This is a genomic window from Sorangium sp. So ce117 (assembly GCF_051524395.1).
GTDB lineage: Bacteria > Myxococcota_A > Polyangia > Polyangiales > Polyangiaceae > Sorangium > Sorangium cellulosum_B.
Map to the genome: position 1 here is coordinate 4,868,114 of NZ_CP150309.1, position 16,393 is coordinate 4,884,506.

Here is a 16,393-nt window from a genome sequence, read left to right on the forward strand (position 1 = left end):
CGACCACGACCACGTGAACGTTCACGTTGGTGACCGATGGTGGTGGAGGGGGCTTCGTGCCCTGAGCGTGACCGGACGAGCTTGGCGAACGCCTGTGGGGACGCGGCTCAGCCGCCTTCGAGGCAGATCCTGCGCACGAAGCGCCTCACGGTCGAGGCGCGATGCTCGGCGTAGTAGCCCTCCGCCGCCGCTCTCGACGCCTCGCCCGGCGCGTCGAGGCAGTTTGCGATGATCTCGTAGCCGTCCTGGAGATGGTTCGGGTCGCCGGGATGCGTGCGACGATATTCGTGCACGAGCTCCCGCATGCGCGCGCCGTTCCGCGCGCTCATCGCGTCGTTGAGCAGCCCGATCAGGCCGTTCTCATGCTGGATCTCGACGTGGCGCTGCGTGATGGGGTGGGGGTGGGCGGGGCCTTCGTGGCGGTCGCCGGGGCTCGGCCCGATGACGGGCAGGTCGTCGATCGCCGCGGCGAGCACGGTGCTGCCGGCCGACGCCGGTGGTTCGTTCCACCCACGGCGCGACGTTGCCTCGCGCGGCGCCTCCTCTCGCGACGTCTCCTGCCGAGAGGAAGGCAGGAGACGCGCGTCGGGGTCTCGAGAGCGATGCACGAGGTAAAGCGCCGCGCCGAGGAGCAGCAGCGCGGCGACCGACCAGCGCCTGCGCGCCGACCTCATGGAATCGTCACGGTCCACGTCACCGTCTCTTGCGAGCGGGGCCAGTTGTCGCGACCCCAGCAGGGATCGATGTAGCGGGGATTGGTCGAGGGCGGGGGGTCGAGGCACTCGCCGCTGCGGTAGCGCACGAGCTCTTCGCCGGCGTTGTCGTAGGCCTTGGCGACGATGGTGTGGGTGCCCGAAGCGAGGCCCGCCGCGGCGACGTTGTAGACGGGGCCGCCGTCCGTCGCGATCACCTCGCCGTCGAGCGTCCAATCCACGCTGATGACGTCGGGATCGATCACCTTGACCGCAAGCATCGCCGGATCCGTGACGGCCCCCGCAGGCGGATCGGCCGAGTCGATCGGCTTGATGCGCATCCAGATGTCCATGATCATCTTCTCGCGCGAGACCGGGTTGAAGCTCGTGTTCTTGTTGTCTCCGAACAGGCTGTTCATCATCGAGTTCGAGGACGGGCGGTACTGTCCGCTATCCACGTAGCGGCTGCCGATGAACGTGCCCTGGACACCCGTGGCGTCGGCGGCGTCGTACTCCAGCCACTTGTCCCATTTGCCCGCCGTCGTCGTGCAGTTGCCCGTGGTGTTCACCTCGACGTACTCCGTGCCGCTGCCGCTGCACGTGTTCGCGCCGCAGGCAGAGCCCGTCGCCTTGGCGCAATACTCGTCGGCGAGCTGATGGAAGCCGTGGCCACCTTCGTGCAGCGCCGCTCCGGCGGCTTCCTCGTGCCCGCCGGACCAGAGCATCCAGGCCGAGCCCGTGTTCCACCAGCGATCGTTGTTCAACACGATGGCGTGCCAGTCGACCTCGAAGTCCTCGGGGAGGTTCGCCTCGAGCGCCTGATCCGCCGCGCGGGTGTCGCACTCCGCGAGGCGGCTCTCGTCGTCGCCCGTGCAGCCGAGCGCTCCAGGGATGCCGTTCGAGCGGCTGACCAGCTTGACGGCGCAGATGTTGACGAACTTGCGATACCTGCCGTACGGCTCGCCGATCGGGCTGCTGAAGCGCTTGGCCATCGCCTCCTCGATGTGCTCGAGGTACGTGGTGTTCACGGTCGTGGCGTCGTAGCCGTCGCCCACGATGACGTAGTTGATGCGGTTCTCTGGTGGGCCCGCGCTCTCGATGGCCACGCCGTTCGCGCCGCAATCGAGCACGTAAGCGGAGTCGTCTCCTCCTGTGCCGCCGGGCACGAAGCTCCCCCCTGCGCCCGTGCCGGTCGAGCCGCTCTGGGCCGCGCCGCCTGCGCCGCCGGAGCCCGGAGTTCCGCTGCCTGTTGCTCCGCTGCTGGCAGAGCCGCCGGACGAGGAGGTGCTGCCCTCCGACGGTCCCCCGCCGTCGGTCGTCGCCGCGGGGCTGTCCGGCGCCTCTCCGCAGGCGCAGAGCGCCACGACGCACAAGAGGTGCAGGTGGAAGCTCGACTTCATCATGTTCACCTCACGACCTTTCGCAGGCGACGTCCACGCCGAGCTCCACCTTATCCCATCCCCGAGGCTCCCCAGGCGTCAACCAAGCCCGCTCGATCACGCAGGGCACGAAACCCGCCCCCTTCACCCACCATCGTTCACCAACGTGAACGTTTACGTTTACGTGGTCGTGGTCGTGGTCGTTAACGTGGTCGCGGTCGTTAACGTGGTCGTGGTCGTGGTCGTGGTCGTTCACGACCAACCGTTGACGACCACGACCACGTAAACGTAAACGTAAACGTTCACGTAAACGTTGGGATGGGGGAGGACTCGGCGCGAGGCTTGGTTGACGGCTACGTGGGGCTCACGGTCACCCGAACAGCCCCTCGATCGGGGTCGTGTGCAGGTCGTTGTCCCCCATCACGAGATCCGGGACCCCGAAGGAGCCCGCGATCGCCATCCACAGGTCGTTGGTGGAGCGGCCGCCGCGGTTGCCGTTGGTCCACACCTGCCCGCCGCGCAGCGTGGTGCCCTCGCCGCCGAACAGCACCCACGCCATCTTGTCCCAGTTGTGATGCCGCGTGCCGACCTCCGTGATGTACGGCACCAGCGTGGTGTCGAGCAGCGTCCCGCCGGCCACGTCCTTCGTCTCCGCGAGCTCCTTCAGGAAGCCGGCGACGTAGCCGGCGTAGAACTCTTCCACCCGCGTGAGGAACTCGAGGGTGTCGGGCGTATCGGGATCGTGGCTCGTCGTGTGGTGCACCTTGAAGATGGCGGAGTTGGGCGGCCACAGCTCGCCGAAGCTCACGTGGTTCGTGCCAGGGGACCACTGGAACGTGACCACGCGCGTCAGGTCGCAGCGGAACGCGGCCTTGATCACGGCGAAATGCAGGGCGCCGATGCGCGCGTGCTTCACGTCGTCGCGCTCGTTCACGACGTGCGAGCTGCCGTAGGGGTCGATGTGCCCGCTCACCTCGATCGTCTCGGGCTCCTGCGGCACCCCGCAGGACGCGGGATCCCTCGGGTCGGCGTCGAACTCCTTCTCCACCTCACGGATGGCGGCGGCGTGCCCCTCCAGCGCCTCTCGCTGCGAGCTCGGCGCGAGGCCCTGGAGGCGCCTCAGATCCTTGAGCGCGAAGTCGAGCACGCTCTTCTTCTCCAGGCGCGCCCGCGCCAGGGCGTCCAGGTTGCCGTCCGTCGGGCCGCCCGGCATGAGCGTGCCGAACACCCGCCTGTACACCTCTTGCGGCTGGTAGTAGGGCTTCATCGGCGCGCGCGCGCCCGAATAGGACATGTGGCGGGTCGACACCTCGGGCGTGTCGGCGCGGTTGTCGCAGGAGACCTGGAGCGACGCGATGGGCGTGCCCTGGAGCTCGGCCGCCTGCTTCACGAGCAGCTGGTCGATGCTCGGCGCCTCGGCCATCGGATCGTCGCCGCCGTTGCCCGGATACAGCTGCTTGGTCCGCGTCCCCGTGCACATCAGCACCGTCCCGCGCTCGTGGCCGCCGCCGACAGACCCCTCGTGCGGCAGCTTCAGGTCGCGCATCACGACCATCCGAGCCTTCATGGCCTCGAACGGGGTCAGGATGCGGGAGAGCGTGAAGTTGGTCCCGTTGCCTTGCGGCCAGTAGTTCTCGTACACGGTGCCCACGGGGCGCTGCACGATCAGCAGGCGCCTCGGGGGCGCCGCGCCCTCGGCGGCCGACTCGAGGCCCTTGAGCACCGTCATGAGACCCGCGGCGGCGCCGATGCCCTGCAGGAAGCGGCGGCGAGACCATCCGTAAGAAAGGTTGTAGCCCACGGTCATTCCTCCCTGGCGCGCTCGGTCAGCGCGGGCGACGCCACGATGGCTTTCACGACGTTGGTCAGCGTCCGCTGGCCCTCCGGCAGCGCCTCGATCACGCGCTCGACCTGACAGTCGCGGGTCTGCAGCGTCTCATCGTCCGTGCCGTAGGTCAGCAGGTGCCGGGTGATGCACGCGGCGAACCCGTCGTTCTGCGCGACGGCCTCGGCGAACTCGACGGCGCTCGAGTAGCTCCCCGCGACCTCGGCGATGTTGCCCAGGTTGACGCGCGCGTCGATCGGCTCGCCGTCGATGGTGTCGCGGTACCGGCCGACCGGATCGTAGTTCTCGAGCAGCAGGCCGAACGCGTCGAACTGGGCGTGGCACCCCGCGCACGTGGAGTTCGAGGCGCGCGCGTCGGCGCGCTCGCGCTCGGTCATGTCGGCCTCGAGCAGCTCCTTGATGGCGTCCGAGAGCTCCTCCGGGGGCGACGGGATCTTCCCGAGGCAGAGCATCGCGCCGCGCACGAAGAGCCCTCGCGCCACGACGCTCGTGTTGTCGGTCCGGGACAGCGCCGCGAGCAGGCCGGGCTGCGTGAGGATCCCGGCGCGCTCGTCGGACGGCAGCTCGACCTTCGTGAACTCCTCCGGGCTCGCGCCCGTGTGCTCCACGCCGTAGACCTCCGCGAGCACGCGGTTCACGAACGTCTCCCTCGTGGTGAGCAGGGCCGACACGTCGGCTCCGCGGCTCCACAGCAGGTCCTCCAGGAGCAGCTCGGTCTCGTGGAACATGCTCGCCTGGAGCGCAGGGGTGTACTCCGGGAAGAGCCCTGGATCCTTCACCGTGCCGAACAGGTTGCTGAGCCCCCACGCCGCGATCAGCGTTGTATTCAGGGTGCTGCGCGTCTCGGGCTTCTCGAGCAGCCGCTCGGCCTGGCGCGTCAGCTCCTCCGGATCGTTCAGGGCGCCGGAGTCGGCGGCGGCGGCCAGCTCCGCGTCCGGAAGGCTGTCCGTCAAGAAGAACGAGAGCTCGCTCGCGACCTCGTGCGCGGCGAGCTTCACCACGTCACCGTCCGCGGCGCCGCCGAGCTCGGTGCGGTAGGAGAACGAGGGGGACGCGATGAGCGCCTCGACCGCGAGCGAGACGCCCCGCTCGTAGCTCGTCTCTTTCCCGACACCATAGACCGACCACAGGTTGTCAAGCTCCGCCTGGTCCACGGGCCGGCGGAACGCCCGTTGCGCGAACTTCGTCAGGAAGGTCTTGGCGCAGGCGTCGTCTCCGTCGGGGGCGCACCCCGTCACCTGCTCGAAGCGCCCCGAGATGCTCTCGGCGGCGTAGGCAGCCCTCGCGAGCCGCGTATGCACAAGAGAGGTCCCCACGACAAGGCCCTTCTTGGCAAACGGCTTCGTCCGCGCGTCCGGCGCCTGCTCCGCCTCGATGGCCTCGTCCCCCAGGAGATCCCGGATGGCGTTCATGAACTGCAGGTCGGCGAGCAGCACGACCCGCCGTTCGAGCCGCGGGTTGCACACCGCGTCTCCGCCGCCCGAGGAGCTCGTGCCGCCGCCCGTCGGGTTCGCGCCGGCGCCCGAGGAGCCCGAGGAGCTCGAGCTGCCGGCGCCGATGTCGCCCACGCACCCTGCGACGAGGAGCGAAGCGCACGCGGCCGCTCGCAGCAGCCGGGAGGCTACCCCGCTGTGAATGGATGTTTCCATCTCCCATCGATCGCACGCGGTGCCAGGACCGCTATCGTGGGTGGAAGATTTCATGGCTCCGGCTGCGCGACCTCGGCCATCGAGCCACCTCGGCGCTTTGCGGGGCGCGCGCCTCGAGGCGGCGGCCAATAAAGAAGATAATTTCACACGATCCCTCCTGTGAGTCCGCCCTGCTGTGTGAAAAAGTGCCTTCCTGACGTCCGGGGCTGCGGCAGATGAGCTGGCGCCGCACCGCGTAACACCTTCACGAACCGCCGCTGCCGCGCGGCCGACCCCAATGGGTCGGTGGCGCGGGAGGCGAACGCACCGCGCAGCAGGTCAGGCCCGCCGCCTCGCCTCGTGCTGACATCGATGACGAATGCCCCGGGACGTACGAACGACGTACGACGACGACCTGTCCGGCGCAATGCCTAAGGATGTTTCTCAGATTGTGAACGTTCACATATCCAATGTCAACTGGAATCGACCGACGCCCAACGATTTCTGAACCGGTTGAGTACGAGGGCCGGCGGCGCTCCTCCGAGGCGCCGCCCTCGAGGGGAGGAGAGGGCCTGGCCGCGGACATGGTCGACGTGGCCAGGCCCGCCGGCGGCCGTCGGCATGCCGTTCGCATGGGCCAAATCTGACAGCCGGCGTGAAATCTGCGGGATCGATCGCGGCCCCACCGGGAATGGCATCTACGACGACGAACGACCAGCGTCGGTGCCGCGCTCGATCCCGATGGCGACGATCCCCCGGCACGCACCCGCCCAGTGACGCGAAAGCCGAGTGAAATGAAGAACCCCGAACAGTTTGTGAACGCTCACATTGAAGAACTCCGTTCCAATCGACCGGCCCGCGACTATCCTCCCGCGCCGATGGCTGAGAAATCTCTTCCGGAGCGCCGCGTCAAAAGGGGCGGCGGGCGGCGGGCCGCGGTCATGGTCGACGTGGCCAAGCTCGCTGGCGTCTCGTATCAGACGGTCTCGCGCGTCCTGCACGACAGCCCCCACGTGCGCCGCGACACGAGGGAGCGGGTGCTGGATGCGATCCGCCAGCTCGACTACCGGCCCAGCTCGGTGGCGCAGGCGCTCGTCACCGGGCGGTCGCGGACGCTCGGTGTGGTCAGCTTCGACACGACGCTCTACGGTCCGGCGTCGACGCTCCTGGGGCTCGAGGAGGCGGCGCACGACGCGGGTTATGGCGTGAGCATCGCCAGCTTGAAGTCGTTCAGCCGCGCGCCGGTGCTGGAGGCCGTGCAGCGGCTGCGGGACCAGGGGGCCGACGGCATCGTCGTGATCGCCCCGCAGCGGTCGGCGGTGGACGCGCTGCGCCACGTCACCTCCGATGTGCCGGTGGTCGCGGTCGAGGGCGGTCCGGACGACTCGGTGCCGGTGGTCGCGGTCGACCAGCTCGGGGGCGCCGTGTCCGCGACCCGCCACCTGCTCGATCTGGGCCACAAGACCGTGTGGCACATCGCCGGCCCGACCGACTGGCTCGAGGCCGACCAGCGCATCGACGGCTGGCGCTCGGCGCTGCAGGCGGCCGGCGCCGAGATCCCGCCGCTCCTGCGGGGGGACTGGAGCGCGCGCTCCGGCTACGAGCTCGCCCCGCAGCTGACGCGCACGCCGGGCGTCACCGCCGTGTTCGTGGCCAACGACCAGATGGCGCTCGGCCTCCTCCGCTTCCTCCACGAGAACGGGCGCGAGACGCCGCGCGACCTCAGCGTCGTCGGCTTCGACGACATCCCGGAGGCGGCCTACTTCACGCCGCCGCTCACCACGGTGCGCCAGGACTTCTCCGAGCTCGGGCGCCGGTGCCTCCACGTCCTGCTCGGGCAGATCGAGAGCGGCCAGCGCTCGTGGTCGCGGGTCGTGGTCGAGACCGAGCTCGTCGTGCGCAAGAGCACGGCCGTCCCCCGGCGCCGGTGAGACCGTGCGCGCTCTACCGTACCGACTCCGTGATGTGTTCGCGGACCGGGACTTAAGCGGGTAAGCGAGGGGTACCGAGCTGGGCTGCCGCTTGAATTGCAAAGTTGCCTCGCGATTGCAACATGCGCTGTCGATGCACGTTTCCTATCAGCTCGAAACTTGAAATGTAGGACGCTTCGCGCGCGTGTCGTGATCACTTCCAGGTGTGGCGGGAATCATCCGTCGCGAGTTGCACGGTGTGCGTATCGCTGAGTGTGGGCGCCGCCGTTCGTGCCGCTGCCCCCCGGCTTTCTCGCTCCCAGCTTCACCAACGACAATCGTCCGACTTCCGGAAGCCCAACATGAACAAGAAGCGTTCTTCTCGATTGCTGTGCAGCACGGCGTGGATCGCGCTCGGCATGGCGACCCTCTTTGGATGCGGCGACGGGGGCGACGGGGTTGACGACGGCGTGGGCGGCTCGGGCGGGGCGGGGAGCACCGGCACCAGCGCCAGCACGAGCTCCAGCAACGGCACGAACAGCAGCTCCAGCGCCAACACGACTGCCGGCGTCGGCCCTGCCACCAGCAGCAGCTCGGGCGATCCCGGGACGACCAGCTCCAGCTCCGGCGGCGCGACCACGGGGGTCGGCGGCGGGGACGCGTCGACAAGCGCGTCGACAAGCGCGTCGACCGGAACCGGCGGAACCGAGCCCGAGGGGAAGTTCGTCGGCAACATCACGACGAGCGGCGCCGTGCGCGACGGCTTCGCGAAGTACTGGAACCAGATCACGCCCGAGAACGAGGGCAAGTGGGGCTCCGTCGAGAGCTCCCGCGGGAACAAGAACTGGAGCTCCCTCGACAGGACCTACAAGTACGCGCAGGACAACAAGATCATCTTCAAGCACCACGTCTTCGTGTGGGGCAGCCAGCAACCCTCCTGGGTCGGGAGCCTCTCGCCGGATGAGCAGAAGAAGGCCGTGCGGAGCTGGATGGAGGAGTTCTGCAAGCGCTACCCGGACACGAAGTACATCGACGTCGTCAACGAGCCGCCGCCCCACACCACGCCTTCGTACACGGCCGGCCTCGGCGGCAACGGCGCCAGCGGCTGGGACTGGATCGTCAACTCCTTCAAGTGGGCTCGCGAGTTCTGCCCGAACGCCGTTCTGATCCTCAACGACTACAACAACATCGAGTACGAGAACGAGCACAGGCACTTCAAGGACATCGCGAAGAAGGTGATCGAGGCGGGCGCCCCGGTCGACGCCCTCGGCGCGCAGGCGCACGACGCCTTCAAGATCAACACCAACACGGTCAAGGGGTACATCGACTCGCTCGCCGAGCTGGGCAAGCCCGTGTACATCACCGAGTACGACATCGGCGAAGCGAACGACAACCGGCAGAAGCAGATCATGGAGGAGCAGTTCACCATGTTCTGGAATCACCCCAAGATCCCGGGGATCACCCTGTGGGGTTACATCGTCGGCAAGACGTGGAGGAACGGCACCGGCCTCCAGCAGGAGAACGGCACCATGCGGCCGGCGATGCAGTGGCTGATGGACTTCCTGGACCGTGGTGGCTGACGCGGAGCCGGCGCGCTGAGCTGGACGAGCTCCTCGACCGGATGAGCTCGGGCGCGCCCGCATCTCGTACGGAGGCCGGCGCGCTCTCTCCAGGTCTGCGTCGGTCTCTCTGACCTGAGCCGGGTTCACGATCCGATCCTGGATCGTGAACCCGCTCGCTGGCTGCGTATCGCGAGGCGAGCAGCTGGTTGGCGCCTCCTCGCGAAGACCCGTGTCGGTCAGCGAGCGTCGTCGATCACTGGGGCACTTGGATCACGTCCTCGCAGGTGAAGTCGACGCCCAGCGAGACCTCGACGTCGGCCTGAACCACGGCGCAGGTATCGTCGCAGAGGATGATCGCCGCCGGGTTCGCAGGGTCGTCGTAGCGCCATGTCCCCGCGGCCGCGCAGGCCTGGTCATACGTGAGGGTCGTCGGCATGTTGCTCGTGGCGCTCGTGTAGGTCACGTTGACCTTTTGCTTGTCGAAGCTCCTCCCGTCGGGCGGCGGCGGGATCGGGATCGTGCACGAGACGGCGGCGCCGCGGATCTTCTCGATCGCGGCCTTGAACGCGGCCGTCGTCTGCGCGGGGTCGCCGGTGTTCAGCATCGACGCCTCTCCCGTGCCGCCTGCAGCCGCGATCTCGTGCAGGTTGGTGAGGCTGGGCGGCGCGCCTTCCCCCTGCGGACTGTCGACCCCGATCACGAAGGTCGAGATGTTGCTGGCGAGTGCGGCCTCGACATTGCTCACGACGTCCGCGAGCGCGTTACCTTGCCGGCACCCCTCCGGATAGCCGTCGGTCACGAGCACGATCGCATATTTCCCGGGGTTCTGCTGGCGCTGCGCTTCGACGAAAGCGACGGTGCCTTCGACCGCGAATGCCGTCGGCGTGCTGGTGCGCCACGAGAGCCTGTCGCTGATCTCCGGCTCGATGACATCGATCGCCTCTCCGAACGCCGGGGAGGGAAGCGGCGTCATCGGCACATCCGGGGTCGCGTAGAGGGTGCCCTGGCACGCCTGGGTCGTCTGAGCCGCGCCTGGGAAGAACGTGAGCGACGCCCTGAAGCCTTCGGACGCGGGATCCAGGAAGAACTGCTTCGTCGCGGCCACGACGGGATCCCACTTGAGATCCTTCCTGCGCCACTCCACGTCGCTCGCTGTCATGCTCGCCGATACGTCGAAGGCGAACACGAGGTACACCTGTTGAAACCCGGCCTGGGACGACTGGGTGGCGCACGCATCCCCCGCGCCCGTCGAGCCCCCGCTGCTGCTTCCGGTCGCGCCGGAGCCCCCGCCCGAGCCCGCGCCGCTTCCGTTGCCGAAGGTGTCGTCATAGCCGGTGCTGGTGCTGGTGCTATTGCCGGAGCCGGAGCCGGAGCCGGAGCCAGAGCCGGAGCCGTTGCCGGTGCTGCTCTCCGAGCCGGCGCTGTCCCCGCTGCCGTCGTTGGCCCCGCCGCACCCCGCGCCGATCAAAGCCACCATTGGCAATGCAATGGCTATTTTAGGCAATCTCATGAGCCGACTCCTTCTGGAACGCGTGCCAGCGCGGTCCGCGGGCACGAAGTTAGTTCGCGACGAGAGGTCTCCAGAGGCGGAATTTTCCAGTGCATGCCTCGCCGGAGCCCCGGGATCGACGACGAGTATAATCGATGACGCTGATCTTTGCGCGGGATACGGTCTGAAAAGACGCTGCGTCGAGTCGCGGTCGTCATCGCGCAATGCGGTGCCGGTCGCGCGACCGGCATGGTCGTCGGCGTGAAATCTCACATCCCGGCGTCGCGGGTGCAGGGCCGCGCCGTCCCTCATGGCGCAGGCCCCAGCGGCGCGGGAGCGCCGCGCGCCCTCGTTGCGCAGAGGCCGCCGGGATCCGAGGGGCAACCCAGCGGTCCTGGACATGGCAGAGTGGTCCGTGTCGCGCCGCGTGCATAGGTCGCTCGTCGGGGTGTCCAATATGTCGCCGGAGCTCTTTGCGGTGGACGTCTTCATCGTGCAGCTACGCTGCACGCGTTGGTCGTCAAGAGCAGCTCGCGTGCACCGGTCGCCTTCTGGAAAATCGACCCCACGCAAAGATTCATCCACGTGTTGAATTGCCCCGGTGGCGCCGCGGCGCGCCGGGAGAGAACAGATGCGATTCGGGGTCGCAAAGTACACCGAGAATACCGAGGAAGTGCCGATCGGAGAGGGCCTCTGGAAGACCGCTGGACCGATTAAGATGCACCGGTACCTCGTCGACACCGAGCAATGTGGAACGATGTCCGCGGCCAAGGCGTACTTCGACGTCTTCAGCGACAAGTCGGTGGAGCCGCGGTTCGGCGAGGGCTGCGAGCGCCTGGAAGGCGGCCAGGCGACCGCTCCGTGCCCCGTCGGGATCCCGGGCGGCGTCACCATCGGCAACCGGCGCTACCTCGCGGATGGCCCGAGGCGCCTTGAGCGCCAGGTCATCTCGCCGGGCGAGGAGCGCGGGGCCGCGGTTCGGAACCGGGGGCGGCGCGCGCGCCGGGTCCTGTGCCGTCGCGGGGGCGAGGCGGGGCGACCCATCGGGTCGGCTCGACCTGGCCGCCTCCCTCCCGCACGGCGAGGTCGACAAGCGCGGCCATCCTCGTCGCTACAGCCGTGAAGGTGTCCTCGGCCTCGCGATCCTGTGGAAGCCGGTCCGGCAGGGTGGGGCGCGTGCGGTGGATACGATATCGGTCGGACAGGAGCGCGCCGGGGAAGGCGCGGCGCAGCTCCTCCATCCCGCCGATGAGCGCGACGAGCGAGCCCATGGTCGCCGTGCCGTTGTCGGAGTCCCAGCCGGACAGGGTACCGATCTGTACGGTGCGCCGGAAGCTCCCCTCACCGAACAGGAGGGCCAGCGTCGCGGTCGCCAGGTTGATCGCGGATTCCGTGAACCCCCGATAGACGAAGCCATACGCCGAGGCTCGCTCCTGGTAGCGATCCGCAATGGCATCGCGGGCGCGCTCCCAGTCGTCGCGATTGCTGGCCGATAGATAGGCGGACAGCACGAAGTCGATGACGTCGGCGGCCTTGGACTCCGCCGGCAGGTAGCTCCTGGCCTCACGGACGATCCGCACGATCTCCTGTCGCCGCGGCTTCTCCAGATCGACGGTCGCCGCGAGCGAGAAGAGGAGAACATGGAACTCTGCGGCGTGCGCGGCGTGATCGTGCGCGGTGGTCCGGATGGGGAGGTCGGCGATCCGCAGCGCCAGCTCCGGCATGCCGGGCGCGAGGGCGCCGAAGATCTCCGTGGTGAGCTGGGCGTCGATCTGGAGCGCGTCCGGGTTGAGCGCCGGATCGCTCGTCGCGGGGGGCAGCAGGCCGCGCTCGAGGAGATCGCGCGCCCTCCGGTTGGAGACCCAGATGAAGTCGTTGATGTGCGCGCGCCATCCGTCCCGGATCCGCTCGGGGGAGAGGAAGAGCGTCCCCGCCTCGGTCATGAGGTGGAGGTAGACATACTCGATGTCGGTGTCATCGTCGGCCGGGCAGGGGTCGAGGAGGACGAAGTCGATCGGCGCCCCGTCCCGCCCCAGGGGCTTTCCCCAGTCAGCGTCGGTGAAGAAGGGGCGCTCGATGCGGATGCCCTCCGTGCGAAGCCCTGTCCAGTTGGCGATGCACGCGCCAATCCACATCGCGCGGAGCCGCTCGGCGTAGGCTGCGCGATCGAACTGGAGCCGCTGCTTCGGGGACATTCCCGGGGCGTCCCGTTGCTCCATGGGAGCGGCGAGCGCGCGGCGCGGCGCGTCGCCGGCGCCCGCGAGCGGCGAGAGAGAGAGGAGCGCGAGCAGGAGGCCGCGCGCGCATGCGCGAGGGCCGACGCTGGGCGAGCCTTCGACAGGGCGTCGATCGCGGCGGGTGCGCATGAATTACCCCCTCGAGTGCGCGATCGGTGCGTCGCGCATGTCCTCGCTTCGCGGCGGTGCAAGCGTGGTGCCTCGCCGAGCCCGCTCCCCTGGCGTCGTTCGCGCCATTAGGTTTCGATCATGAACGCCGGAAGTCTCGATGGGCGCGGCGCGCTCCTGGACCGCCTTGTCTCGAGCGCGACCCGCCATCTCCTCGGCGCGTCCCTCGCCATTGCGCCGGGCGCCGCGTCGATCACGCCGGTGCTGGAGGATCTCCTCTCCTTTCATCCCGGATGGATGACACGGAGCGTGACAACGCATGACCCAGCAGGGGGCAACGATGATGGATATCGCCCGGGGGTCGCGCTCGAGGGGGACCACCGGGTTCTGTTCCATGCCCGCGGGGAGGGGAGAATCGCGCGCATCTGGATGACCGCCCCCCGCGCGGAGCTCGAGAGGCCGGACCAGGAGATCTGGATCGAGATCGACGGACACACGGCGTTCCGCGGGTCGCCCGGCGATTTCTTCGGGGGCAGGGGCCCCTGGAGATCGCCTCTCGTGCTCGACGTGGACGCGAGCTCGGGCGCGTATACCAGCTACGTCCCCTTCGCCTGGTCGAGCGAGGCCAAGGTCCGCTTCCGGGGCGTTCCCATCTATTACCAGATCACGTACCGCGAGGGCCCCGGCGCCGCGTCGGGACCGACGCCCGAGGAGCTGTCGCGATTCATGACGGAGGACTGGACAGCCACCCTGCCGGCCCGGTCGCGCCGGGAGAGCCCGAGCGCCAGCGCGCCGCTCGTCCTGGCGACTGGCCCCGCGACCGTATCAGGGATCGACGTTCACATCCCGGCGGGGAGCTTGAACGACCTGTCGGTGAGGATCGGCGGACAGCCGCCCCTACCAGCGTCGTTCTTCTTCGGCCTCGCCAGCTCGGGCACCGACGCCGACGGCGGATGGACGACCTTCCGGAGCGCGCTGCACGCCGCCTGGACACCCGACGCCAGAGGGGCGGGCAGGCTCGCCACGCGGCTGCCGATCCCGCTGGCCGAAGGCGAGGTGCTCTCGCTCGAGGCCGCGCCCGGGCAGGAGATCGCGGGTGTCGAGGCGGCCGTCGACCTCGCGCCCGCCCGCCGAGGCGTGCGGCTGATCGCGCAATACCGCGATCAGATGGCCCCCGGACGCGAGACGACGATGCCCCTCTTCGAGAGCGATGAGCCGCTCCAGTTCATCGCGCTTCTCGAGGAGATCAGCGGCGGCCGGCCGAACGACCGGACGTACCTCGAGGGCGACGAGATGATCCGGACCGACGGGATGTCGCACCCGCTGCAGATAGGGACCGGCACGGAGGACTACTTCAATGGAGGCTTCTATTTTCTGGGCGCGCACCATAACCCCTTCAGCGGGCTGCTTCGCTTCCTCGTCGTCGATCCCGAGGATGGATGGAAGAACGCCACGTTCGTCCATTCCCTGTACCGCCTGCACGTGGCCGATCCCATCGTGAGCCGCTCCGGTCTGCGCTTCGGCATCGAGGCCGGGCCGACCGGCGCCTACACGCCGCTGCGGGTGCGCTCGCTGGGCCTCTCTTACGCATTCCCGGATCATCAGGTGATCGGTGAGCAGGAGGTCCGTGCGGCCGGGCGGCGGCGGCTCGTGCATTCGGCCGTCGACGCCGAGCGGCTGGAGCTCCGGCGGCGATCCTGGTCCAGCGAGGGCCGCGGGATCACCCGGATCGAGGTCGCATGTCCGTCCGATGCGCGCGGCCTGCTGCTGCTCCGCGCGTACTCCGCGGCGAACGCTCCGCAGACGGCGCGCGTGAGGCTCGACGGGCGGGAGGTCGGCGTGCTCCACGAGATGCAGGCGAACCCTGTCCGGTCGCTCGCCGAGGACGCGCTCTGGATCGACCTCCTCCCCGAACAGTGCGGCGCAGGCAGGCGCCCGGTCCTCGAGATCGACGCGACAGGCTCCCCGGCGCCGTGGAGCGAGCGGGGTTACACGCTGCGGTTCTTCTCCGGACCTCCCACGCCTCAGCTCACGCAGGGGCCTGCGGTGAAGATCTTCGATTCGGAGCGCATCCCCGGAGGGCCGTTCTATGTGAACGATCACTCGATGATCCAGCTCGCCGACGGCCGCTGGATCCTCACCGGGATCTTTCACCTCGAGCCTTATCGACCGGACGCCGAGCGTGAGTTCGTCCTCGCCACCGCGCCTGGCCCCGGGCCGGTGAGCTGGATGGAATCCGTCTCACCGAGCCTCACGCTGGCGCCGGAGCGCTTCTCGATTCGCGCCCTCTCCGACGAGCGCTGGATCTGGGCCCCGCACATGGTTCAGGACCGGGACGGCAGCCTGGTCATGATCTTTCACGTGGGCACGCACGATCCCGATCGATCCGGCTTCCGGATCGCGCGCTCGCGCGACGGGTTTACCTGGAGCCGCGAGGGAGGGACGCTGTTCGAGGACATCTGCGTCGCCCGCGATCCGATGCTCGCCCGGCTCGGCGATCTGTGGGTGGTGTACTATACGCGCTGCGCGTCGATCGAGTCGCCCCTGAGCGGCGTCGCCTACCGCACGTCGCTGGATCTCTTGCACTGGAGCCCGCCGGCCATGGCGCTCACGCTCGGGCCGGAGACGGCGATGCGCAACAGCGGTTATACCGAGTCGCCGTTCGTGTTCGAGCGGAAAGGGTGGTTTTACCTGACGCTCACCAGCTATCCTGTCGACTACGACGCCACGTTCGTCTACCGCTCGCGCTCGCCGTTCGCGTTCCCGCCGCGCGCCGTCGCCCGGCTGCGCGCTCACGCGGCCGAGTGGGTCGCGGAGGGCGGCGATTTCGCGTCGGGGCGCCTGTTCTTCACCCACGCAGGGGCCGGGAAGGGCGGCGTGTTTCTCCAGGAGCTCCTCGGCCTGTGAGGCGAAGGCGAGGGGTTTCAAGCCCTGCGTGCCGGGTGTAGGGTTCGCGCATGAAGGTACTCAAGCGCGTTGGGCTCGGGCTCGTGGCGGTCGTCCTCCTGTTCGTGATCGTGGTGATGACGCGGCCTTCCACGTTCCGCATCGAGCGTTCAGCGACGGTGGCAGCGCCTCCAGAGGCCGTGTACGCCCAGATCGTCGACTTCCACGCCTGGGAGCGGTGGTCGCCGTGGGAGGGGCTCGACCCGGCGCTGAAGAGGACCTACGCCGGGCCCGCGGCCGGCCCCGGCGCGTCGTACGCGTGGTCGGGCAACGACGACGTGGGCGAGGGCAAGATGACGATCACGGGCGCAGAGCAGCCGTCGAACGTCACGGTCCGGGTCGAGTTCATCAAGCCGATCGAGGCGACGAACACGACGAACTTCACGCTCGTTCCGGCGCCCTCCGGCACGAAGGTGACGTGGGTGATGGAGGGGGAGAACGGCTTCATCGGCAAGGCGTTCGGGATGTTCATGGATATGGACAAGATGGTCGGCGCCGACTTCGAGAAGGGGCTCGGGGCGATGAAGCAGATCGTCGAGTCGAAGGCGGCGCCGCCGAGCTGACTGAGCGGCGCCGTCCGACCCGGCTCGACCTGC

Annotated in this window: 10 protein-coding genes; 4 read left to right on the plus strand and 6 right to left on the minus strand. The window is 68.7% G+C overall.

The window, feature by feature from the left end; translation table 11 throughout:
- Positions 1–107: 107 nt before the first annotated feature.
- The 4 genes from WMF46_RS18070 to WMF46_RS18085 form a co-directional block, all read right to left on the minus strand.
- On the minus strand, positions 108–674 hold the full coding sequence (locus tag WMF46_RS18070) for a hypothetical protein (RefSeq protein WP_437986740.1): 567 nt from the start codon (positions 672–674) through the stop codon (positions 108–110).
- A complete protein-coding gene (locus WMF46_RS18075; protein WP_437986741.1) occupies positions 671–2,095 on the minus strand; it encodes a M64 family metallopeptidase in 1,425 nt (474 codons plus the stop codon). The genes WMF46_RS18070 and WMF46_RS18075 overlap by 4 nt, the downstream gene beginning before the upstream one ends.
- A gap of 346 nt (positions 2,096–2,441) precedes the next feature.
- Positions 2,442–3,878, minus strand: coding sequence for a DUF1552 domain-containing protein (locus tag WMF46_RS18080; protein ID WP_437986742.1), 1,437 nt, complete (start codon positions 3,876–3,878; stop codon positions 2,442–2,444).
- Positions 3,875–5,566: a DUF1592 domain-containing protein gene (locus WMF46_RS18085; RefSeq protein ID WP_437986743.1), complete on the minus strand. Its 1,692-nt coding sequence runs from the start codon at positions 5,564–5,566 to the stop codon at positions 3,875–3,877. The genes WMF46_RS18080 and WMF46_RS18085 overlap by 4 nt, the downstream gene beginning before the upstream one ends.
- Positions 5,567–6,423: 857 nt before the next feature.
- On the opposite strand from WMF46_RS18085, the gene WMF46_RS18090 reads away from it, so the two are divergent.
- Both WMF46_RS18090 and WMF46_RS18095 read left to right on the plus strand, forming a co-directional pair.
- Positions 6,424–7,476 (plus strand): LacI family DNA-binding transcriptional regulator, encoded by a 1,053-nt coding sequence (locus WMF46_RS18090; RefSeq protein WP_437986744.1) that lies wholly within the window; start codon positions 6,424–6,426, stop codon positions 7,474–7,476.
- Between the two features lie 341 nt (positions 7,477–7,817).
- The gene (locus tag WMF46_RS18095; RefSeq protein ID WP_437986745.1) at positions 7,818–9,035 is read left to right on the plus strand and encodes an endo-1,4-beta-xylanase; all 1,218 of its coding nucleotides are present in this window, start codon (positions 7,818–7,820) and stop codon (positions 9,033–9,035) included.
- A 235-nt stretch (positions 9,036–9,270) separates the two neighbouring features.
- Here the strand turns inward: WMF46_RS18095 and WMF46_RS18100 are convergent, their stop codons facing one another.
- Positions 9,271–10,494, minus strand: a complete 1,224-nt coding sequence (locus WMF46_RS18100) for a vWA domain-containing protein (RefSeq protein ID WP_437986746.1) — start codon at positions 10,492–10,494, stop codon at positions 9,271–9,273.
- A gap of 956 nt (positions 10,495–11,450) precedes the next feature.
- Positions 11,451–12,872: an ADP-ribosylglycohydrolase family protein gene (locus WMF46_RS18105; RefSeq protein WP_437986747.1), complete on the minus strand. Its 1,422-nt coding sequence runs from the start codon at positions 12,870–12,872 to the stop codon at positions 11,451–11,453.
- 120 nt (positions 12,873–12,992) lie between these two features.
- Between WMF46_RS18105 and WMF46_RS18110 the strand changes: the two genes are divergently transcribed.
- Both WMF46_RS18110 and WMF46_RS18115 read left to right on the plus strand, forming a co-directional pair.
- The gene (locus WMF46_RS18110) at positions 12,993–15,758 is read left to right on the plus strand and encodes a DUF2961 domain-containing protein (protein ID WP_437986748.1); all 2,766 of its coding nucleotides are present in this window, start codon (positions 12,993–12,995) and stop codon (positions 15,756–15,758) included.
- A 50-nt stretch (positions 15,759–15,808) separates the two neighbouring features.
- The gene (locus WMF46_RS18115) at positions 15,809–16,360 is read left to right on the plus strand and encodes an SRPBCC family protein (protein WP_437553375.1); all 552 of its coding nucleotides are present in this window, start codon (positions 15,809–15,811) and stop codon (positions 16,358–16,360) included.
- Positions 16,361–16,393: the final 33 nt, after the last annotated feature.